Source organism: Achromobacter sp. ACM05 (assembly GCF_019218915.1).
Lineage (GTDB): Bacteria > Pseudomonadota > Gammaproteobacteria > Burkholderiales > Burkholderiaceae_B > Achromobacter > Achromobacter animicus.
In genome coordinates this window covers 428,827-449,524 of the sequence record NZ_JAHUWQ010000003.1, presented here as the reverse complement: position 1 = coordinate 449,524, position 20,698 = coordinate 428,827, and the positions used below count along the sequence as shown (strand labels likewise).

15 protein-coding genes are annotated in these 20,698 nt (G+C 66.1%); 6 read left to right on the top strand and 9 right to left on the bottom strand.

All coding sequences use genetic code 11. The features are described from left to right. Positions 1-58 precede the first annotated feature (58 nt). Positions 59-2,188, bottom strand: coding sequence for an ATP-dependent helicase (locus KW836_RS20545; protein ID WP_218344599.1), 2,130 nt, complete (start codon positions 2,186-2,188; stop codon positions 59-61). Positions 2,189-2,302: 114 nt separating this feature from the next. Between KW836_RS20545 and KW836_RS20540 the strand changes: the two genes are divergently transcribed. Beyond that, positions 2,303-3,217, top strand: a complete 915-nt coding sequence (locus KW836_RS20540; RefSeq protein WP_218344598.1) for a DUF72 domain-containing protein — start codon at positions 2,303-2,305, stop codon at positions 3,215-3,217. Between the two features lie 6 nt (positions 3,218-3,223). Here the strand turns inward: KW836_RS20540 and KW836_RS20535 are convergent, their stop codons facing one another. Beyond that, positions 3,224-4,735 carry a PLP-dependent aminotransferase family protein gene (locus KW836_RS20535; protein WP_367352700.1) on the bottom strand — a complete coding sequence of 504 codons (1,512 nt, stop codon included), beginning with the start codon at positions 4,733-4,735 and terminating at the stop codon, positions 3,224-3,226. A 96-nt stretch (positions 4,736-4,831) separates the two neighbouring features. Between KW836_RS20535 and KW836_RS20530 the strand changes: the two genes are divergently transcribed. From KW836_RS20530 to KW836_RS20520, 3 genes are all read left to right on the top strand, one after another. Next, positions 4,832-6,094 (top strand): 4-aminobutyrate--2-oxoglutarate transaminase, encoded by a 1,263-nt coding sequence (locus KW836_RS20530; protein ID WP_175126150.1) that lies wholly within the window; start codon positions 4,832-4,834, stop codon positions 6,092-6,094. 143 nt (positions 6,095-6,237) lie between these two features. Further along, complete coding sequence (locus KW836_RS20525; protein ID WP_175138046.1) at positions 6,238-7,707, top strand: NAD-dependent succinate-semialdehyde dehydrogenase; 1,470 nt, start codon at positions 6,238-6,240, stop codon at positions 7,705-7,707. 121 nt (positions 7,708-7,828) lie between these two features. Then, positions 7,829-8,683 (top strand): inositol monophosphatase family protein, encoded by an 855-nt coding sequence (locus KW836_RS20520; RefSeq protein ID WP_175126152.1) that lies wholly within the window; start codon positions 7,829-7,831, stop codon positions 8,681-8,683. A gap of 161 nt (positions 8,684-8,844) precedes the next feature. Here the strand turns inward: KW836_RS20520 and KW836_RS20515 are convergent, their stop codons facing one another. The 7 genes from KW836_RS20515 to KW836_RS20485 form a co-directional block, all read right to left on the bottom strand. After that, positions 8,845-9,663 (bottom strand): NAD-dependent protein deacetylase, encoded by an 819-nt coding sequence (locus KW836_RS20515; protein ID WP_175183992.1) that lies wholly within the window; start codon positions 9,661-9,663, stop codon positions 8,845-8,847. Between the two features lie 113 nt (positions 9,664-9,776). Continuing rightward, a complete protein-coding gene (gene epsC, locus KW836_RS20510; RefSeq protein WP_175138044.1) occupies positions 9,777-10,724 on the bottom strand; it encodes a serine O-acetyltransferase EpsC in 948 nt (315 codons plus the stop codon). A 182-nt stretch (positions 10,725-10,906) separates the two neighbouring features. Then, positions 10,907-11,971 (bottom strand): UDP-glucose 4-epimerase GalE, encoded by a 1,065-nt coding sequence (gene galE / locus KW836_RS20505; protein ID WP_175126155.1) that lies wholly within the window; start codon positions 11,969-11,971, stop codon positions 10,907-10,909. Positions 11,972-11,983: 12 nt separating this feature from the next. Further along, positions 11,984-13,651 (bottom strand): glucose-6-phosphate isomerase, encoded by a 1,668-nt coding sequence (gene pgi, locus KW836_RS20500; protein WP_218344597.1) that lies wholly within the window; start codon positions 13,649-13,651, stop codon positions 11,984-11,986. Positions 13,652-13,664: 13 nt separating this feature from the next. Beyond that, on the bottom strand, positions 13,665-15,062 hold the full coding sequence (locus KW836_RS20495) for a phosphomannomutase/phosphoglucomutase (RefSeq protein ID WP_175126157.1): 1,398 nt from the start codon (positions 15,060-15,062) through the stop codon (positions 13,665-13,667). 21 nt (positions 15,063-15,083) lie between these two features. After that, complete coding sequence (locus KW836_RS20490; RefSeq protein WP_175126158.1) at positions 15,084-17,345, bottom strand: GNVR domain-containing protein; 2,262 nt, start codon at positions 17,343-17,345, stop codon at positions 15,084-15,086. A 65-nt stretch (positions 17,346-17,410) separates the two neighbouring features. Beyond that, positions 17,411-18,547, bottom strand: a complete 1,137-nt coding sequence (locus tag KW836_RS20485) for a polysaccharide biosynthesis/export family protein (RefSeq protein WP_175126159.1) — start codon at positions 18,545-18,547, stop codon at positions 17,411-17,413. A 240-nt stretch (positions 18,548-18,787) separates the two neighbouring features. Here KW836_RS20485 and KW836_RS20480 point away from each other — a divergent pair, with 240 nt between their 5' ends. Together KW836_RS20480 and KW836_RS20475 are read left to right on the top strand one after the other, a co-directional pair. Then, positions 18,788-20,197 (top strand): undecaprenyl-phosphate glucose phosphotransferase, encoded by a 1,410-nt coding sequence (locus tag KW836_RS20480; RefSeq protein WP_175126160.1) that lies wholly within the window; start codon positions 18,788-18,790, stop codon positions 20,195-20,197. A gap of 46 nt (positions 20,198-20,243) precedes the next feature. After that, the gene (locus tag KW836_RS20475) at positions 20,244-20,696 is read left to right on the top strand and encodes a GDP-mannose mannosyl hydrolase (RefSeq protein ID WP_218344784.1); all 453 of its coding nucleotides are present in this window, start codon (positions 20,244-20,246) and stop codon (positions 20,694-20,696) included. The last annotated feature ends 2 nt before the right edge of the window (positions 20,697-20,698 follow it).

Genomic DNA, 20,698 nt, shown 5'->3' with positions numbered 1-20,698 from the left:
GCGGTGCAGCGTGTGATTATCGGCCGATGATAGCCCAGCCTCCGGGCGGGCCGACGCCTCAGAACAGGTTGCGCACCCGCTTGGCCACGTCGATGCGCGGCGCCTGCGGCTCGCGCGGCTCGGCCCGTCCGGGCGGCAGATCGGGCAGCTTGGGCAGGTGATCGAAGAGCGGCAGCATGGCGTTGGTGATGAACCGCGTGCGCGAGCCGTACACGTGGCGATCGCCCATCCCCGTCTGCTGATGCACGTAGAAGCGCTGCGGCACGACAAGCTGCAGCCGTTCCTTGGCCCGCGTCATGGCCACATACAGCAGCCGGCGCTCTTCCTCGATCTCTTCGGCCGTGCCCGTGCTCATGTCGGACGGGATGCAGCCGTCCACCACGTTCAGCACGTAGACCGCCTTCCACTCCTGGCCTTTCGCGGAATGGATCGTGGACAGGATCATGTAATCCTCGTCGCGCAGCGGCGCGCCGGATTCGTCGCTGGTGGCGTCGGGCGGGTCCAGCGTCAGTTCCGTCAGGAAGCGCTCGCGTGTCGGATAGCCCGACGCAATGCGCACAAGCTGGTCGAGATCTGTCTTGCGCACGCGCGCATCGTCGTACAGGCGCTCGAGCTGGCCGCTATACCAGCGCAGCGCCAGGTCCACGTCGGCCGGCCACTTCAGCGTGGGGTCGCACAGCGCGGCGTACGTGTCGGCGAAGGCGCCCCACTCTTCCTGCGCCGCCGCGCCCGGCTTGAACTCGCGCAGCGTGCGCAGCGGCTCGGTGGACGCGGACATCGCATCCATCAGCTTGCCCGCCGTGGCGGGGCCGATGCCCGGCATCAGTTGCGCGACGCGGAAACCCGCCATGCGGCCGCGCGGGTTCTCGGCCCAGCGCAGGATCGACAACAGGTCCTTGACGTGCGCCGCTTCCAGAAAGCGCAACCCGCCGAACTTGACGAAGGGGATGTTGCGGCGGGTCAGCTCCAGTTCAAGCGCGGCGCTGTGGCTGGCGGTGCGAAACAGCGCCGCCTGCGACTTGAGCGTCGCGCCGCCCTCGCGCTGCGCCAGCACCTGATCGGCGACCCAGCGCGCCTGCCCGGCTTCGTCGCTGACCGTGACCAGCTCGGGCAATTGCGACGACTTGCGGTCGGTCCACAGGTCCTTGGCATAACGTTCGGTCGCCTGCGCAATCACGGCGTTGGAGGCGGTCAGGATGGGTTGCGACGACCGGTAGTTGCGGTCCAGCGTGATGACGCGCGCGGGCGCGGGAAACAGGTTGGGAAAATCCAGGATGTTGCGGACCGTGGCCGCGCGGAACGAGTAGATGGATTGCGCGTCGTCGCCCACCACGGTAAGGCCGCGGCCGTCTGGCTTCATGGCCAGCAGGATGGCCGACTGCAGCCGGTTGGTGTCCTGGTATTCGTCCACCAGCACATGATCGAAGCGCGCGCCCACATCGGCTGCAATCTCCGCGTCCGACATCATTTCGGACCAGTACAGCAGCAGATCGTCGTAGTCCAGCACCTGCTGGTCCTGCTTGGCCGCGACGTACGCGCGGAACAGGTTCTTGAGCTCGTCTTCCCATTGCGCGCACCACGGAAACGACGTCTTGAGCACATCGCCCACGGGCGTCTGGCTGTTCACCACGCGCGAGTAGATCGCCAGGCACGTTCCCTTGAGCGGAAAGCGGGATTTGGTGGAGGACAGGCCCAGCTCGTGCCGCACCATGCCCATCAGGTCCTCGGCGTCGCCGCGGTCGTGGATGGTGAAGGCTTCGGACAGGCCGATACGCAGCGCGCAATCGCGCAACAGACGCGCGCCGATCGCATGGAAGGTGCCCGCCCACGGCAGCGACGGCGCCTGCTGCGACGAACGCAGGTTCATCACCCGCTGCAGCACCGACCCTACGCGCCGCTCCATTTCCAGCGCTGCGCGGCGCGAAAACGTGAGCAGCAGCATGCGCTGCGGGTCCGCCCCGTTCAGAATCAGATGCGCCACGCGGTGCGCGAGCGTATTGGTCTTGCCGGACCCCGCGCCCGCAATCACCAGCAGCGGGCCGTCGTTGCCGGGCGCGCCGGCCACACCAAATTCGGCGGCCTCGCGCTGCGCGGGATTCAGGTCGGCCAGCGGATCGGGCCGCTCGGCCGGACGGGCGGCGGTCTGGGGGTTGTCGGGCGTGCTGGGAGTTTGATCTTGGTCTGGCATGTCGCGGAGCCGCAGCGCTGCGGCCGCAAAAAAGGAAGGAGCCAAGGCTGGCTCCGGGTGAACACTGTATATTTATACAGAATTTTTTGACTTCCGTCTGAACCGCCCGGCGCCATGCCCGATTTTCCCCGCATCCTGACCGGCACCGCCTCCTGGACCGACCCCACCCTGCTGGCCTGCGGCCGCTTCTACCCGTCCGATGCACGCAGCGCCGAATCGCGGCTGCGGTTCTATGCGTCGCGCTTTTCGCTGGCCGAGGTCGACTCCAGCTTCTACGCGATGCCCACGCCGGACAACGCCTACCTGTGGTCCACCCGCACGCCGGACGATTTCGTCTTCAACATCAAGGCGTTCCGGCTATTTACCGGCCACCAGACCCCGCTCACCGCCCTGCCCGGCGACATCCGGCGCGAACTGGCGGACTGGCCGGATCCCATCATCTACCACGACCGCATGCCGGGCGAGCTGCGCGACGAGCTCTGGCGGCGCTACCAGCTGGCCATCGAGCCGTTGCGGATGGCGGACAAGCTGGGCGCGGTGCATTTCCAGTTTCCGCCTTGGGTACGGCGCGACGCCCGCGGCATGGCGCGCGTGGCGGACTGCGCGCGGCGGATGGAGGAACATCTGGTGTCGGTGGAATTCCGCCACCACAGCTGGTTCGAAACCCCGTCGGCCACGGCGGACACGCTGGCCTTCGAACGGGATCTGGGTGTCGTGCACACGGTTGTCGACGCGCCGCAAGGGTTCGAGAACACCGTGCCCGCGGTTTGGGAAAGCACCCATCCGGAGCTGACGCTGTTGCGCCTGCACGGTCGCAATGCGGCCAAGTGGAACGCGTCGGGGCCGGCGTCGTCGGGGCGGTTTCAGTACGAATATTCGGAAGCGGAACTGGCCGAACTGGTCGCACGTTTCACGCGGCTGGCCTCGCAATCGGCGCAGGCGCATGCAGTGTTCAACACCAACTTCGAAGACCAGGGCATGCGCAACGCGGCGGCCTTCGCGTCGGCGTTGCAACTGCCGGGCCTGTGACGGGGGTCAGACACCCGCCTTCGCACTCGTCCTTACCGCCGGCCGCGCCACCTCCGCCAGGCTCTCCAGCAGCACTTCAAATTTGCGCGCGATGTCGTGCTCCGGCACGCAGGCATATCCCAGCAGCAGTCCCGGCCGGCGCCCTTCCTCGTTCACGTAATACCGCGACAGCGCGCGCGTGAGCACGCCCTTGCTGCGCGCCACCTCAACGACGCGCAGGTCGTCCATGTCCGCGGGCAGCGTCAGCACCAGATGCAAACCCGCCATGCTGGCATCGCGATGCAGCCAGTCCGGACCCAGCCGGCGCTCGATCAGGTTGACCAGCATGGCGCGTCGGCGGCCGTACAGCATGCGCATGCGGCGGATGTGCGCCGCGTAATGGCCTTCGGAAATGAACGTGGCCAGCGCCGCGTGCGTCATCAGATGCCCTTCGCGGTACAGCTCCGCATGCGCCGCCTGAAAGGCCGCCGTCAGCGTCTTGGGCAGCACCAGATAGCCCACGCGCAGGCCCGGATACAGCGTCTTGCTGAAGGTCCCCATGTAGATCACCGGCGCATCGGACTCCAAACCGAGCAGCGACGCGATCGGCCGGCCGGAAAAGCGGAACTCGCTGTCATAGTCGTCTTCGATGATCCAGCTGCCGCACTGCCGCGCCACCGCCAGCAACTGCCGCCGGCGTGCCAGCGACATCACGGGTCCCAGCGGATACTGATGCGACGGCGTGACAAAGATGAATCGCGGCGGCGTGTCCACGGCGTCAGGCACACGCATGCCTTCTTCATCCACCGGCAGATGCACGGTGCGCAGGCCGTTGGCTTGCAGGATGGTGCGCGCGCCCCAATAGCCCGGGTCTTCGACCCACGCCGTTTCACCGGCCTCACCCAGGATGCGCGTGGTCAGGTCGATGGCCTGATGCGAACCCTCGGTAATGATGATCTGCTCGGGATCGCAGTCGATGGACCGCGTCAGCGCCAGATGCTGCGCCAGCGCCTCGCGCAGCGCGGGCAGGCCGCCGCCATACGAATACGTCAGCAGATCCGGCGCGGGATTGCGCCACAGCGCGCTGAAGATGCGGCCGAACTTCTTGTGCGGGAACTCAGTCAGGTCGGGCACCCCCGGCATGAACGCGCCCCATTGGTAAGGCGATGCCGACACGCCATCCACGATGGCCGCGCCGCGCGGCGACAGCGCCGGACGCGACGGCGCCTGCTGCGCCTGCCGCGCGCGGCGGCCGCTGGCCAGATACGAATCCGGCACCGAGGCATTGACGAAGGTGCCGTTGCCCTGCCGGCTGCGGGTATAGCCTTCGGCCAGCAGCTGGCTGTAGACGTGAACGACGGTGTTGCGGGCAATGCCCAGTTCGGCCGCCAGGTCCCGGGTGGCGGGCAGGCGCGAGTCCGCGGCAATGGATCCATCCAGGATGGCTTCACGGATGCCGCGATAGAGCCGCTTGTTCATGGGCTCGCTGGCGCCGTCGGCCAGGCGCAGCAGCAGCAAGTCACCGACGATGGACCGCAATTGGTTCTACCTGATTTATCAAAGTGGTTCCCACAAGTGGGGCCATCGTAGCATTAAATAAGTGTTTTACCGCCCATCACTCTCATCGAGACCGAGATGAAGAATCAGGATCTGAATACCCGCCGTTCCCTGGCCACGCCGCGCGGCGTCGGCGTCATGTGCGACTTCTACGCCGTGCGCGCGGAAAATGCCACGCTGTGGGATGCCGAAGGCAAGGAATACATCGACTTCGCAGGCGGCATCGCCGTCCTGAACACGGGCCACCTGCACCCGAAGGTCAAGGCCGCGGTCGCCGCGCAACTCGACAACTTCACGCACACGGCCTATCAGATCGTGCCGTACGAAGGCTACATCTCGCTGGCCGAGCGCATCAACCGTCTCGCCCCCATCGACGGCCTGAAGAAGACCGCCTTCTTCACGACCGGCGTCGAAGCCGTCGAGAACGCCGTGAAGATCGCGCGCTCGTCCACCGGCCGCTCGGGCGTCATCGCCTTTTCGGGTTCGTTCCATGGCCGCACGATGCTGGGCATGGCGCTGACCGGCAAGGTCGCCCCCTACAAGCTGTCGTTCGGCCCCATGCCGGGCGACATCTATCATGTGCCGTTCCCCAACGCCACGCAGTCCATCAGCGTGGCCGATTCGCTCAAGGCGCTGGACCTGCTGTTCAAGGTCGACATCGATCCGAAGCGCGTCGCGGCCATCATCATCGAACCCGTGCAAGGTGAAGGCGGCTTCAACATCACGCCGCCCGAACTGATGACCGCGCTGCGCAAGGTCTGCGACGAACACGGCATCCTTCTGATCGCCGACGAAGTCCAGACGGGCTTTGGCCGTACCGGCAAGCTGTTCGCGATGGAACACCACAGCGTGCAGGCCGACATCATCACCATGGCCAAAAGCCTGGGCGGCGGCTTCCCGATCTCGGGCATCGTCGGCCGCGCCGAGGTCATGGACGGCCCCGCCGCGGGCGGCCTGGGCGGCACGTACGCCGGCAATCCGCTGGCCGTCGCCGCGGCGCACGCCGTGCTGGACGTCATCGCCGAAGAAAAGCTGTGCGAACGCGCCGCCCAACTGGGCGAAAAGCTGCGCGCGCATCTGGAAGGCCTGCGCGCCAAGGTGCCGGGCATCGCCGACGTGCGCGGCCTGGGCTCGATGGTCGCGCTGGAACTGAACGATGCGGCCGGCAAGCCCGACGCCGAAGCGGTCAAGCGCGTGCAGCAGCGCGCGCTCGACGCCGGCCTGATTTTGCTAAGCTGCGGTGTATACGGAAACGTCCTGCGCTTCCTGTATCCCTTGACCATTCCCGACGCCCAGTTCGCACGCGCGCTGGACATCCTGTCCGAGGCGCTTGCCGCTTGAGGCAAAGGCCCTGAATAACCGGTTATTCGGCTGGCAGGAACAACGATTGCGGGCGTAGCAGGCAGGCGGCTTGATGAACAGGCCGCACGCCCGCCACGCCCGCAATCGCTTGGCCCGCCGCACCCATCAAGGAGACTTCCAACATGACAGCACTGTCCCATCCCCTCGCCCGTCCCGACCTGCTGCGCGACGCCTGCTACATCGACGGCAAGTGGGTCGGCGCCGGCGAAGGCGCATCGATCCCCGTCGACAATCCGTCCACCGGCAAGACCATCGTGTCGGTGCCCAAGCTGGGCCGCAAGGAAACCGAGCAGGCCATCGCCAGCGCACAGGCCGCGCTGCCCGCGTGGGCCGCCAAGACGGGCAAGGAACGCGCCGCGATCCTGCTGAAGTGGGCGCAGCTGATGATGCAGCACCAGAAAGACCTGGCTGCCATCATGACGTCCGAACAGGGCAAGCCGGTCACCGAAGCCGCGGGCGAAATCGCCTACGCCGCGTCGTTCCTGGAATGGTTTGCCGAAGAAGCCAAGCGCATCGACGGCGACATCCTGCAAAGCCCCAAGGCCGGCCAGCGCCTGATGGCGCTCAAGCAGCCCATCGGCGTCACCGCCGCGATCACGCCGTGGAACTTCCCGGCCGCCATGATCACCCGCAAGGTCGGCCCCGCGCTGGCCGCCGGCTGCACCATGGTCGTCAAGCCCGCGCAACAGACGCCGCTGACCGCGCTGGCGCTGGCCGTGCTGGCCGAAGAAGCCGGCGTGCCGGCAGGCGTGTTCCACGTCATCACGGGCAGCTCGCGCGACATCGGCGCGGCCCTGTGCGAAAGCGACGTGGTGCGCAAGCTGAGCTTCACCGGTTCCACCGAAGTCGGCCGCACGCTGATGGAGCAATGCGCGCCCACCATCAAGAAGCTGTCGCTCGAACTGGGCGGCAACGCGCCCTTCATCGTGTTCGACGACGCCGACCTGGACCGCGCGGTCGACGGCATCCTGGCATCGAAGTACCGCAACGCCGGCCAGACCTGCGTGTGCGCCAACCGCATCTACGTGCAGGCCGGCGTGTACGAGGAAGTGGCCAAGCGCCTGGTCGACAAGGTCAACGCCATGAAGGTCGGCGACGGCTTTGAAGACGGCGTGACGCAAGGTCCGCTGATTGACAAGAACGCCATTGAAAAGGTGCAGGAGCACATCGCCGACGCCACGGCCAACGGCGCCAAGGTCATCGCCGGCGGCAAGCCCCACGCCAAGGGCGGCACGTTCTTCGAACCGACCGTCGTGCGCGACGTGACGCAATCGATGCGCTTTGCCAGCGAGGAAACCTTTGGTCCCGTCGCGCCGCTGTTCCGCTTCGATTCGGAAGACGAAGTCATCGGCATGGCCAACGACACCATCTTCGGCCTGGCCGCCTACTTCTTCACGCGCGACTACGCCCGCATCTGGCGCGTGTCCGAAGCGCTGGAATACGGCATCGTCGGCATCAACACCGGCCTCATCTCCAACGAAGTCGGCCCCTTCGGCGGCGTCAAGCAATCCGGCCTGGGCCGCGAAGGCTCCAAGTACGGCATCGAAGAGTACCTGGAGATCAAGTACCTCTGCGTCGATCTCGGCGCGTGAAGTCCGGCGCGCGCGGCGTCCTGCCGCGCGCGCCTGTCGTCCGCGTGGCCGATGTATGCGCCACATTCACTCGGATACCATCCAGGCATGTTAGATTTGCGCGTTCCCTGGACGAGTCCGTATGAGCAGAACTTTCACCCTTGAGGACACCCGCAAGCTGGCGGCCATCCTGGCGGAAACCGCGCAGACCGAGGTCATGCCGCGGTTTCGCAACCTGCCCGAAGGCGCCGTGCGCGGCAAGACCTCGCCGCGCGATCTGGTCACCGACGCCGACGAAGCCGCCGAACGCCTCATCGCCGCGCGCCTGTCCAAGCTGCATCCGGGCGCCGTACTGATCGGCGAGGAAGCCTCGGCGCGCAATCCCGCCCTTTTGAACATGCTGGTCGACGCCGACCTCGCCTTTCTCATCGATCCCATCGACGGCACGCGCAACTACGTGGCGGGCCTGCCGCTGTTCGGAATGATGATCGCGGCCTGCCATCGCGGCGACGTGATTGCGGGCGTGATCTACGATCCGGTCAGCCGCGACAGCGCGCTGGCCGTGCGCGGCGAAGGCGCCTGGCTCGAATTCGAAAACGGCAAGCGGCTGCCGCTGGCCGTCGCCAGCCCCGCGCCCCCCGAGGACATGGACGGCCTGATCTCCACCGGCGCCCTGCCCGAGCCGCTGCGCACGACCGTCAACAGCAACCTGTCGCGCCTGGGCAGCACGGCCTCGCTGCGCTGCGCCGCGCATGAGTACCGCATGATCGCCGCCGGCCATTGCCACGTCGCGCTGTACAACCAGTTGACGGCGTGGGATCACGCTGCCGGCTGGCTGCTGCATCGGGAAGCCGGTGGCTATGCAGCCCATTTCGACGGCTCCCCCTACAAGCCCACGCATCGCACGGGCGGCTTGCTCTACGCGCCCGACGCGGGCAGCTGGCACGCGGCGCGCAAGGCGCTGCTGGGGGACGCATTGGAAGGCATCGAGACTTGACAACTGCGGCCGGGATCACCCCAAAAAACTGGGGTTATCCCTAGGAGTTATCCCCAGTTCCTGTGGACAACCCTATGGAAAGGTCTGTAACCGGCCGAAAAAATCGTTGCCGGGCAAGCACTTGCTTAGACCGGTCAAAAACCGGCCGCCCCCGCTTCTTTCTAAAGCGCTTCCAGCGCCAGCGCGATGGGTTGTTCCACTTTCAGGGTCAACAGGCTGTCCGCGCGGGTGCGTCCCAGATTGATGGCGGCAATGGGTAGGCCGGCTCGCGAGGCTGCCGTCACGAAGCGATAGCCGGAATACACCATCAGGGACGAGCCCACCACCAGCACGGCGTCGGCGCTCTCAAGGGCGGCATTGGCCCGCTCGACGCGCTCGCGCGGCACGGTCTCGCCGAAGAACACCACATCGGGCTTGACGATGCCGCCGCAGCGCGGACACGGCGGCACCGTGAACCGCGAAAAATCGTAGCCATCCAGATCGGCGTCGCCGTCGGGCGCGTCGCTGGCTTCAAGCTGCACCCAGTCCGGGTTCAGCGCGTGCAATTTTTCCTGCCAGTCGTGGCGGCCGCCACGCCAGTCGCAGTTCATGCAGCGCACGGCATCCAGGCGTCCGTGCAGGTCCACGACATCGCGGCTGCCCGCGGCTTCGTGCAGGCCGTCCACGTTCTGCGTCACCAGAATGGCGACGTGACCGCGATCCTGCAGTCGCGCCAGCGCTAGATGCGACGCGTTCGGCTTGACGTGTCCAAAGCGGCGCCAGCCCACCATGCTGCGCGCCCAATATCGCGCCCGCGAAAGCTCAGCGCCCATGAACGTTTGCAGCGTCATGGGCGGCTGGCGTTTCCATTCGCCTTCGGTGTCGCGGTAGTCCGGAATACCGGAATCGGTGCTGACCCCGGCCCCGGTCAGGACGAAGAGCCGCGGATGGCGGTCGATGAAGCCGCGCAACGCGGCCAGCTCCGGAAGTGCAGTATCCAATCCTCGCTCCTTGCGTCCCGCCACCGCGCGGCAATCAGGCCGCGCGGCCCGCCGCGGGTTAATCAGACCGCTCGGCCCGCCGCGGATTAATCAGACCGCGCGGCCCGCCGCGTTCAACCGCCCAGCCCGCAATCGGGCATGTCGCTGACCAGGCTGGCCTGCGTCACGTTGCTGCCGGGCGGCACGCTGCGCGTAAGCCAGACGTTGCCGCCGATGGTCGAGCCCTTGCCGATGGTGACGCGGCCCAGGATCGTGGCGCCGGCGTAGATCACGACGTCGTCCTCGATCAGGGGATGGCGCGCCAAGCCCTTTTTGAGTTCGCCGTTTTCGCCCGGCGGGAAGCGCTTGGCACCCAGCGTGACCATCTGGTAGAGCCGCACGCGGTCGCCGATGATGGCGGTTTCGCCGATCACGACGCCCGTGCCGTGGTCAATGAAAAAGCTGCGGCCGATGGTCGCGCCCGGGTGGATGTCGATGCCGGTGTCGGCATGGGCGATCTCGGCCACGATGCGCGCCAGCATCGGCACGCCCAGCCGGTACAGCACGTTGGCGAGGCGGTGATGGATCATGGCCGCGACACCCGGATAGCACAGCAGGACCTCGTCCACGTTGTGCGCCGCGGGGTCGCCCTGGTAGGCCGCCATCACGTCCAGATCGAGCGCGGCGCGCACGGCCGGCAGCTCGGCGCCGAACCGGCGCACGATCTCGGTGGCGCGCTGCTGAGTATCCGCCTGCTGGGCCGGATCATGCCGGCCTTCGTATTGCAGTTCCAGACAGACCTGATGCAAGAGCGCATCGAGCGCGGCGCCGATGGTGTGGCCGACGTAGAAGTCCTCGACCTCTTCGCGCAAGTCGATGGGCCCCAGGCGCATGGGGAACAAGGCGCCACAGAGGTCCTTGATGATCTGGCGCAGGCTTTCCTGTGAAGGGAATTCACGCAGGCCGGCGTCGTCGCGCAGGCGGCCGCGCGGACCGCGCCACGCAACGCGCGCATCGCGCAGTCCGGACACGATGCCGTCCAGGTTCCAGTGCGCCGTGGGGAAATAGCTGGGGCCGCTCATTGCCGGACTCCGGACAGGGAGCCGGCGCGTGCGGCTGAAGGATGGATAACGAACATGGGTTTGCCTCGCTGACGATGCGAAGCCCCCCGCGCAATGCCCCGGGGAATGCTGCTTCGCAATAATTCCGTCAACTGTAACCGCTCCGGCGTATGCGCCGGAAGTCCTCCGACACGGCGTTGGGGTTATGCCGCGGCCGGGACCAACCCCGGCTCCGCCTCATACCCTTGCGGGTTGCCCTGCTGCCAGCGCCAGCCGTCCGCGCACATGGCTTCCACATCGTGCGTGCTGCGCCAGCCCAGCAGCGTCGCCGCCAGATCGGGGTTGGCCCACATACGCTCGACGTCGCCCGCGCGCCGCGGCAGGATGCGCAGCGGGATCTTGCAGCCGTTGACGCGTTCGAACGCCCGCACCAGTTCCATGACGCTGGTGCCCTGCCCCGTGCCCAGGTTGACCGCCACGAAGCCGGGATGGCTGTCCGCATAGGTCAGCGCCTGCACGTGGCCGCGCGCCAGATCCATGACGTGCAGATAGTCGCGCACGCCGGTGCCGTCCGGCGTGTCGTAGTCGTCGCCGAAGACGCGCAGAAACGGTTGGCGCCCCACCGCCACCTGCGTGATGAACGGAAAAAGGTTGTTGGGCAGGTCGCGCGGACTCTCTCCGATCAGTCCGCTGGGATGCGCACCGATCGGATTGAAGTAGCGCAGCGTGACGGCGCTGAATGCGGGATCCGCCACGCACACGTCGCGCAGCATCTCCTCGACCATCAGCTTGGTGCGGCCGTACGGATTGGCCGGCGCCAGCGGATGGGCCTCGGTAAACGGCAGATACTGCGGTTCGCCATACACCGTTGCCGACGAACTGAAGACCAGCCGCGACACGCCCGTCTCGCGCATGGCGCGCAACAGGACAAGCGACCCCTGCACGTTGTTGTCGTAGTACTTGAGCGGGTCAGCCACCGACTCACCCACGGCCTTGCAGCCGGCCAGATGCAGCACGGACTGCACGGGCGAGCCCCGCGCCGCCGCATCCGCCAGCACGGCCGCGACCAGGCCGCGCGAGCGGATGTCGCCTTCGATCAGCGGTATCGGCGCACCGCAAAGCTGTTCAACCCGGCGAACAGCCTCTCGGCTGCCGTTGCTGAGGTTGTCCAGCACGATCGGCCGCAGGCCGGCGGCGATCATCGCCACCAGCGTATGCGTACCGATGTAGCCGGCGCCGCCCGTCACCAACACTTGCGTGTCCGGCATGTCCATGCTCCGTCAGAGGTGGGCCGTCATGCCGGGCACCCACGCATGGCGGGGACGCGGGGCCTGCGCATGGCTGCGGTAGCGGTCGATCCAGTACGACGTGGAAGCGTCATGCCCCCAGTCGACCACGCCCGCCGACACCGGCACCGCCAGCTCGCGCTCGATGCCGCTGGCCAGCCGCTTGCCCAGTTCCACGCCGTACTGGTCGAAGGGGTTGATGCCCCAGACCACGCTCTGCACGAACACCTTGTGCTCGTACAGGGCCAGCAGTGCGCCCAGGCCTCGCGGATCGAGCTGACGCAGCACGATCAGCGTCGACGGCCGTCCGCCCGGATGCACCATGTGCTGCGCCAGCGACAGCGCACGCTCCTGGTTGTCGATGTGAGCGACGTCCAGCAGCGCCTGCTCCAGGCTCTTGCCGCGCATCAGCGCCTGGCGCTGCGCCAGGCAGTTGGCCAGCAGCATGCGATGCGCATCGGGGCTGTCCGCGTGCCCTTGCAAGCTGGCGATGAAGTCCACCGGCGCGCCTTCCTCGCTTTGATGCAGCCACTGGAAGAAGGTGTGCTGGCCGTCCGTGCCCGGCATGCCCCAGATGATGGGCGCCGTCGGCACGCCTACCGCGGCGCCGTCGCCGGCGACCCGCTTGCCCAGCGACTCCATTTCGAGCTGCTGCAGATAGGTCACCAGGTGCAGCAGGCGCCCGCTGTAGGCCGCCACATTCAGCGAGTTGAATCCCAGCACGCTGCAATTGACCAGGCCGGCCAGCGCCAGCTGCACCGGCGCGTTGGACGCAAACGGCGTCTGCAGGAAATGCTGGTCCATGGCCTCGGCGCCCGCCCGCATCCCGATCAGCACGTCCAAGCCCACCGTCAGCGCGATCGACAAGCCGGCCACCGACCAGACGGAATAGCGTCCGCCCACCCAGTCGCACATCTTGAAGACCTGGCTGGACGGCACGCCCAGCGCGCGCGCGGCCGGCGCATTGGCGGTCACGGCCGCCAGATGGTCGGACACATCGGCCACGCCGCCCTGCTTGAGCCAGGCGATGGCGGCGCGAGCGTTGTGCAGCGTTTCCGACGTGGTGAAGGACTTGGAAGAAATGACGACCAGCGTGCGGCGCGGGTCCAGCCCGGCCACGGCGTCATGGAAGGCATGACCGCAAATGTTGGACACGAAGCGGATCTGCCGGCGCTGCTGCGGTCCGCCGAATGCCTGCACGGCCAGGCGCGGACCCCAGTCGCTGCCGCCGATGCCGATGTGCAGGACGGTGGAGAAGTCCGCCGTCTGGTCCACGCGCCGCACGAAGTCGGTCATGCGCGAATACTCGCAGACGGAATCCGCGTCCTGCCCTTCCGGCTGCTCGCGGGTGCGCCCGGCACGCAGCGCGGTATGCCATGCCGCCCGGTTTTCAGTCCAGTTGACCGGTTCCCCGGCAAACAGCGCGCGGCGCGCCTCTTCCAATCCGCGCGCCTGCAGCAGCGCCTGTCCCGCGCCGTCCAGCGACGCCGACTGGCGTTGCATGGTCAAGTCCACGCACAATCCTGCCGCTTCGATCACCTTGAGCGCACTGGCGTCCAGTTCAGCGTTTTGCGCAGCCTGCGCGAAAGCCACCCACTCCGGGCTGTTTGCCAGTCCGGAGTCTGCCCTTAACGCCTCAATCGCCTGTTGAGCCTTTCCCATCGCGTGATGCTCCTTAGAACGGTAAACGAATGTGAGGTGCAATGCGCCTGAACGCCTTGCGAAAGTCCTCCTCGATACGAGCCAGCGCGGCCACGTTGTCTCCTTCGAACCGGAGTACCACCGTCGGTGTGGTGTTGGACGGTCGCGCAAGGCCGAAGCCATCCGCGTAGTCCACACGGATCCCGTCGAGCTCGTTGATGGACACTGCGCCGGGGAACTCCCCTTGGTCGCGCAGCGCCTGCACCAGCTCGACGCCTTCCGTGGTCTCCAGTTTCAATTCGGGGGTGGCGCAGGACTGGGGCAAGCTTTCCAGCAAAGCCGAGGGGTCCGGCGCCGACGAGAGGATCTCCAGCAGGCGGGCGGCGGCGTAGATGCCGTCGTCAAAGCCATACCAGCGCTCCTTGAAGAAAATGTGGCCGCTCATCTCCCCAGCAAGTAGCGCTCCCGACTCGCGCATCTTGGCTTTGATAAGGGAATGCCCTGTCTTCCACATGGTCGCCTTGCCGCCCGCCTCGGTGATGGCGCGGGCCACGTGGCGGCTGCATTTGACGTCGTAGATGATCTCGGCGCCCGGGTTGCGCGCCAGCACGTCGCGGGCAAACAGGATCAGCTGGCGGTCCGGCCAGATGATCTGTCCCGATTTTGTGACCACGCCCAGCCGGTCGCCGTCGCCGTCGAACGCCAGTCCGACCTCGCAGTCCGAATAGCGCAGGCAGTAAATAAGGTCCTGCAGGTTATGGGGATCGGCCGGATCGGGGTGATGCCCCGGAAAGGATCCATCCACCTCGCAGAACAGCTCCGTCACCTCGCAGCCCAGCGCCCGGAAGAGCGCCGGCGCCACCGCGCCCGCGACCCCGCTGCCGCAGTCGATGGCGATCTTCATGGGCCGCGCCATGCGGATGTCGCCCACGAGGCGCGCCGCGTAGCAGGGCGTGATCTGCATCTGGGTGCGGCCGCCGGGCGTGGGCGCCGAATCGATCGGCTGGCGCATCGCGTCGCGCAGCGCGGTCAGGCCGTCGCCATACAGCGAGCCGCCTTCCATCACGATCTTGAAGCCGTTGTGCGTGGGCGGGTTGTGGCTGCCCGTCACCGCGATGCCGGTCCCGGTGTCCATCAACCGGGCCGTGAAGTACACCATCGGCGTGGTGGCCATGCCGATGTCGATCACGTGCATGCCCGCCGAGCGCAGCCCGGCCTGCAGCGCCGCGGACAGCTCGACACTGCTCAGCCTGCCGTCGCGTCCCACCACGATCGACCGCACCCCCTGTGCGTGCGCCTTGGCGCCCACCGCCATTCCGAGGCTGTGGGCAAACCTGGCATCCAGCTCGTCCGGGACCGTTCCCCGTATGTCATAGGCCTTGAAAACCGCATCCAGAATTTGCGGCGTGTCCCAGCCAAAAGTTCCGTGCATGCCAGTTTCTCCGTGTGGCGTTCACTTGGGACCGTTCTGTTTGAAATCACCGTAGTACGCCGCACGGGAGTAGCGATAACCACCGTACTTGGACCGGAACCCGAAACGTTCCGGCAGCAGCTTCAGACCGTTGAAGACCACGCCATCGACCGGCGCGCCCGCCTGGATCAGGCGCTTGGCCGTTTCGCGGATCTCGCCGACCGTATTCATGCCCGACCGCACCACCACCATGACTGCCGCGGCATGCGTACCGACCACGGCGGCATCCGGCGACGACAGCACGGGCGCCGTGTCCAGGATCACCATGTCGTACTGCGTGGCCAGTTCCCGCAGGGTCTCGCCGAACACCGGCGAGGCCAGCAGCTCCGACGGATCGAACGTCACGGCGCCCGTGGCGATGAAGTCCACGCCTTCGGACACGCTGTGCTTGCGGACGCGGCTGAGCGGGATCGTGCCGGTCAGCACTTCGAACAGACCATCTTCCTTCGGCACGCCGAAATAGCGGTTGAGCTGGCCCTTGCGGAAGTCGGCATCGATCAGCAGCACGCGCTTGCCGACGCCCCCCTGGATGAAGGCAAAGTTTGCAGACAGGAAGGATTTACCCACACCCGCCACCGGACCGGTGAACATGACCATGTTGTTGGCGGACTGGCGCAGCGAGGCCTGCAGCACGTTGCGGAAGGATCGCAAACTCTCGATCGGTGGCGAGTTGCCCTGGCTCTGCGCCAGGAGCGCAGGCACGGTGGCGTTCTTGCGCCGGCTGCGGCGCCACAGCTTGTCCTGCACGTCGCTGTACGGAATGGCGGCCAGCACCGGCAGGCCGGTATGGCGCTCGACGTCCTCCGGCTCCGACAGGCCGCCGAACAAGGCGTTGCGCACGAACGCGCACAGCATGGCAAAGATCAGACCGGCAGCGGTGGCCACGCCGATGATGATCGCGCCCTTCGGACGCACGGGCTTGTCAGGCTGCACGGCGGCATCCAGGATGCGCACGTTGCCCACCTTGCCGGCGCGGATCAGCTTGAGCTGCTGCGTGTTGTTCAAGAGCGCCGTGTAGAGCTCGGTGTTGACGCGCACGTCGCGCACCAGGCGCACCACGTCCTGTTCCAGATCCGGCAGTTGCTTGATGTTGTTGCCCAGGCGGTTGACGTCGCCCGTCAGCGATGCGATCTGACGGTCGATGCCCACGATGCTCGGGTGCGTCGGCGCAAAGCGCGTGATCAGTTCCTGGCGCTTCTGGCGCAGTTCCATCACGCGGGTCTGGGCGTCGACCGACTGCCCGAGGATCAGCTTCGCTTCTTCGCTCAGGTCGATCGTGCCGCGCTTGTTGCGCAGCTGGTTGTACTTGGTTTCCGCTGCATCAAGCTCGGCCTTCAGTTGCGGCAGCTGCTGCTCCAGGAACACCAGCGACTTCTCGGCCTGCGCGGACTTGCGGTTCACGTTCTGCTGCACGTATTCCTGGCCGATCTGGTTCAGCACCGCGGTGGTCAGCGCCGGATCATTGCCCTCCAGCGTGACGCCGATCACGCCCGACGTGCGGCCGCGCTCAAAGATGCCCAAGCGCGATTGCACATCCTCGATGGCCGCCAGGCGCGAGCTGCGCGACACCGTGAACTCGGTGCCGGGACGGCCCGACAGCGCGTCGACGTGCACGTCCATCGCGCCGCCACCCGGCAACAGGAAGCGCTCGGGCTTGCCCACCGTGCCGGTGAACGTGGCGCCGGTCAGCTTGTCGCTGAGCGTGTAGCGGCCCTCGCCCAGCGTGGTCAGCCGGAACGGCTTGCCCAGCCACTCGTTGGGCACGTCCAGTTGCGAGATCGCAATGGACTCGCCGCCCCACGCATAGCCCCCGCGCGGCAAGCTGGACGGATACGGCAGGCTTTCGTAGCGCTGCGCCAGCCATTCGCCCACCACGGGGAAGTAGCGCGGCTTCGCATGGATGTAGAGCAGGAACTTGTCGACGGCGGGACCGACGACCATGCGCGAGCGCAGCACTTCCATTTCGCCCGACGTTTCCGCCTTGGTGTCGAACATGGATGAGACATCGCCCAGCAGGCTGCGCGCCTGTCCGTTCGGGAGCTCCTCCTCCACCTGCACGATGATGTCAGCCGAATAGACCGACGGCGTCACCATCACATAAGCGAGCGCGCCGAGAAACGCGAACATGGTGATCGCAATGATCATCCAGCGGTTGGAAAAAATGGCGTCCACGTGGGACGACAACGGGGTTTCCTGCTGACGGGCCGGTACTGACGGCTCGAACGATTCGATGGGCAACGACATGCAGCTCTCCAGGAGAGGGCGCCGCCGCGGTTGCGGCGCCCCCAAAGGCGGGGTTTTGAGGCGGACTAATCGATGGACCTGACGGTCTGTACGGTCTGCGCGCTCGGGAAGAGGTTGCTGATGAAGCGGTTCCACCGCACCAGGCCCGCCGAATCCACGAACACGACATCCTTGGGTTGCAATTCAAACTTGGCGCCCACCGCCAGTGCCTGCGGCGATGCGGCGTTCAGGTGATACACCAAAGGCTTTGCCTCCTCCGTGGCGCGCACGACGAAAATCTGCGAGGTGTCGGCCGTGATCTGGTTGGGCCCGCCAGCAAGACCCAATGCTTCGGTCAGCGACAAGCGTCCATCACGCATGACGGAAGCCCCGGGGATGAACACCTCACCCATCACGAACACCTTGCTATCCTCGCGCGGCGTGACTCTCACGATGTCCCCTGCCTTGAGCATGACCTGGTTCAGGTCCTGGCCGCGCTCGATCAGCGCGGGAAGGTTCACGCGAGTACGCTTGCCATCGCGGATCACATAAACCGCACTGCGGTCTCCGGTTGGCAGGATGCCTCCGGCCCTGTTGAGCGCTTCCAACAGGGTCATGGGCACATCATTGATCGCAACCGTACCCGGCGTGGTTACCTCGCCATCGACGAAGATGCGCTTGCTGCGGAATCCCAGAACGCGTACGGTGATCTGCGGGTCCTGTATGTACTTGCCCGAACTATTGACTATGAGATTGCGCGCCTGAAGTTCAGTCAACCCCGCCACTTTCAGCAGTCCCGTATACGGAAACTGGATATATCCAGCGGATGAGACCGTATAGCCCGGAATGCCCGAGGCGGTATCCCCAATAGCTAATTCCGTTGCCCCTGATCCGATGGCGTAGGTTTGCGTCGGAAGCACGAGCTCGGGGTGATCCCACACGACGATCGAGAGGATGTCTCCCGGCCCGATGAGGTAGGGAGCCGGCTTGCCGATGAGGTGACCGATGCCTTCGTTATCGATCAGCGCTTCACGTGCGCGCTGCTCTTCAAGAACGAGGGACGGCGTGATCTGTTTGATGACCGCCTTGGAGTTCGGGTCCAGCGGATCCGCGAGCTGATTGGCGTTGAACGTCATACCGGGTGATAGGGCGCAAGCGCCTAGCGAGGACACGAGCGCGATAGCGGCTATGGCTCGGCTCATCGTTCCGAAAAATGTAGTCATGGCGAATCCACTGTGAATGACTTCGTTGCCTGGAAAGGAGCCCGATGCGTAACGGGTTGCGACATTCCACACGCTTTTCCTAAGCCCGCACATTCGACGGATGCCCTAAGCCTTCTCCTACACCGTTTGGAGGTTTCGGGTGAGTTGCGCACTCAATAAGATTTTGTCGGTAGCCACATGCTTTGCGGCACTGCACAGTTTTTGCATTGCGCAAGGCGTTTCCCCGAACAGGAGTGCGCGATGGACCCGTCCCAAACGGACACGTCGGCAAGGTTCAGTGGGGCAAGCTATCTGTATCGCTTGCTCGACGCCGCGATCGTCATCACCTGCGGCCTGACTGCCACCGGCTTGAAGTTCTCGGAAGATGCTTTCACGGATCCTCCGCAGATTCATTTGTTCCTGATCTATCTGTGCGGCCTGGGCGTGATCGCGCTCTTCCCGGCCTTCCGCCTGTATGTCTCGTGGCGGGGACGCCTGCTCACCGATCTGGTGGTGCGCAGCCTTGCCGCGTGGGCCACCGTGTTTGCGTTGGGCATCTTCGTCAGTTTTCTCATGCACCAGACCGGCGCGATATCCCGCTTATGGGCTGCAACCTGGTTCGGCATGACGGCGCTGGCGCTGGCCGGCGTGCGCATCGCCGTCTATGCGGTGCTGGGCGCGGCGCGCGATCGCGGCATGGACAAGAAGCGGGTGCTGCTCGTGGGCTTTGGCGCGCTGGGCCACGACATGTGGCGCCGCGTGGAAAAGTACCGCGAGGCCGGCTATCAGATATCGGGGATCTACGCCGAACCGCATGAGATCCTGCCGCCGCAGGTCCGCCGTCTGCACGACCTGGACAACCTGACCGACTTCGTTCGTGAGAACAAGGTGCGCGAGATCTGGATCGTGCTGCCGATGGAAGCCGGCCAGGAGCTGCGCGAAGTGCTCTATCACCTGCGCAACGACCTGGTGGATATCCGCTGGATTCCCGATGTGATGTCCATCCAGCTGCTGGGCCATCGCATCGGCGAGTTCCTGGGACTGCCCGCGATTCAACTGAACAGCCTGCCCGCCGCCGGCGTGCGCGGCTGGGCCAAGGAGGCCTTCGACCGCAGCTTCGCGCTGTGCGCGCTGATCGGCCTGGCGCCCGTCATGCTGACCGTGGCCATGCTGATCAAGCTGACGTCGCGCGGCCCCGTGTTCTTCACGCAACCCCGCCTCGGCGTGGACGGCAAGGTGTTCCACGTCTACAAGTTCCGCACCATGACCGTGCACCAGGAACATGGCGTGGTCACCCAGGCCACGCGCAACGACAACCGTGTCACGCGCATCGGCGGCTTCCTGCGCCGCACCAGCCTGGACGAGCTGCCGCAATTCCTGAACGTGCTGATGGGCGACATGTCGGTGGTGGGCCCGCGCCCGCACGCGTTGGAGCACAACGAAATGTACAAGGACCTGGTGCAGCGCTACATGATGCGCCACCGCGTCAAGCCCGGCATCACCGGCTGGGCGCAGGTCAACGGCTTTCGCGGCCAGACCGACACGCTGCGCAAGATGAGCGACCGCGTCGAACACGACATCTATTACATCCAGCATTGGACGTTCAGGATGGACCTGCTGATCATCGCGCGCACCGCGATATCGGGATGGACGGGCCGCAATGTCTACTGAACCGTTGGGATGGCCCGTGCGTGAAGCGCCGGGGCCCCGTGGCGGCATGCTTGGCCGCTCGGACTTCCGCCAGGCCGTGGAAATGCTGCCCCTGGTGTCGATCGATCTCCTGCTGCGCGATGGCGCCGGCAACTACCTGACCGGGCTGCGGGCCAATCCGCCCGCCCAGGGCGCGTGGTTCGTGCCGGGTGGCCGGATCCGCAAGAACGAGTCGCTGCGCCACGCGCTGCGCCGCATCGTCCACGACGAGCTGGGCCTGTCGTTGCCCGACCTCGAGTGGACGCCGCGCGGCGTGTACGAGCACTTCTACGACACCAATTTCGCGGGTGAGGCGGGACGCTCTACCCACTACGTCGTCCTCGCGTATGAGGCCGAGCTTTCTCTGGATACCGCAAGCCTTCCCCTGTCCCAGCACAGCGGCTATCGCTGGCTGCCGCGGGAAGTGATCGCCGCCGATCCCGGCGTGCATCCGTACACCCAGGCCTACTTCAAGGAGTGAGA

What these genes read in the sequence shown, in the direction of transcription:
- KW836_RS20545 (WP_218344599.1), bottom strand. Translation starts at nt 2,188, where the DNA reads ATGCCAGACCAAGATCAAACTCCCAGCACGCCCGACAACCCCCAGACC.
- KW836_RS20540 (WP_218344598.1), top strand. Translation starts at nt 2,303, where the DNA reads ATGCCCGATTTTCCCCGCATCCTGACCGGCACCGCCTCCTGGACCGAC.
- KW836_RS20530 (WP_175126150.1), top strand. Translation starts at nt 4,832, where the DNA reads ATGAAGAATCAGGATCTGAATACCCGCCGTTCCCTGGCCACGCCGCGC.
- KW836_RS20525 (WP_175138046.1), top strand. Translation starts at nt 6,238, where the DNA reads ATGACAGCACTGTCCCATCCCCTCGCCCGTCCCGACCTGCTGCGCGAC.
- KW836_RS20520 (WP_175126152.1), top strand. Translation starts at nt 7,829, where the DNA reads ATGAGCAGAACTTTCACCCTTGAGGACACCCGCAAGCTGGCGGCCATC.
- epsC (WP_175138044.1), bottom strand. Translation starts at nt 10,724, where the DNA reads ATGAGCGGCCCCAGCTATTTCCCCACGGCGCACTGGAACCTGGACGGC.
- galE (WP_175126155.1), bottom strand. Translation starts at nt 11,971, where the DNA reads ATGCCGGACACGCAAGTGTTGGTGACGGGCGGCGCCGGCTACATCGGT.
- pgi (WP_218344597.1), bottom strand. Translation starts at nt 13,651, where the DNA reads ATGGGAAAGGCTCAACAGGCGATTGAGGCGTTAAGGGCAGACTCCGGA.
- KW836_RS20495 (WP_175126157.1), bottom strand. Translation starts at nt 15,062, where the DNA reads ATGCACGGAACTTTTGGCTGGGACACGCCGCAAATTCTGGATGCGGTT.
- KW836_RS20490 (WP_175126158.1), bottom strand. Translation starts at nt 17,345, where the DNA reads ATGTCGTTGCCCATCGAATCGTTCGAGCCGTCAGTACCGGCCCGTCAG.
- KW836_RS20485 (WP_175126159.1), bottom strand. Translation starts at nt 18,547, where the DNA reads ATGACTACATTTTTCGGAACGATGAGCCGAGCCATAGCCGCTATCGCG.
- KW836_RS20480 (WP_175126160.1), top strand. Translation starts at nt 18,788, where the DNA reads ATGGACCCGTCCCAAACGGACACGTCGGCAAGGTTCAGTGGGGCAAGC.
- KW836_RS20475 (WP_218344784.1), top strand. Translation starts at nt 20,244, where the DNA reads ATGCTTGGCCGCTCGGACTTCCGCCAGGCCGTGGAAATGCTGCCCCTG.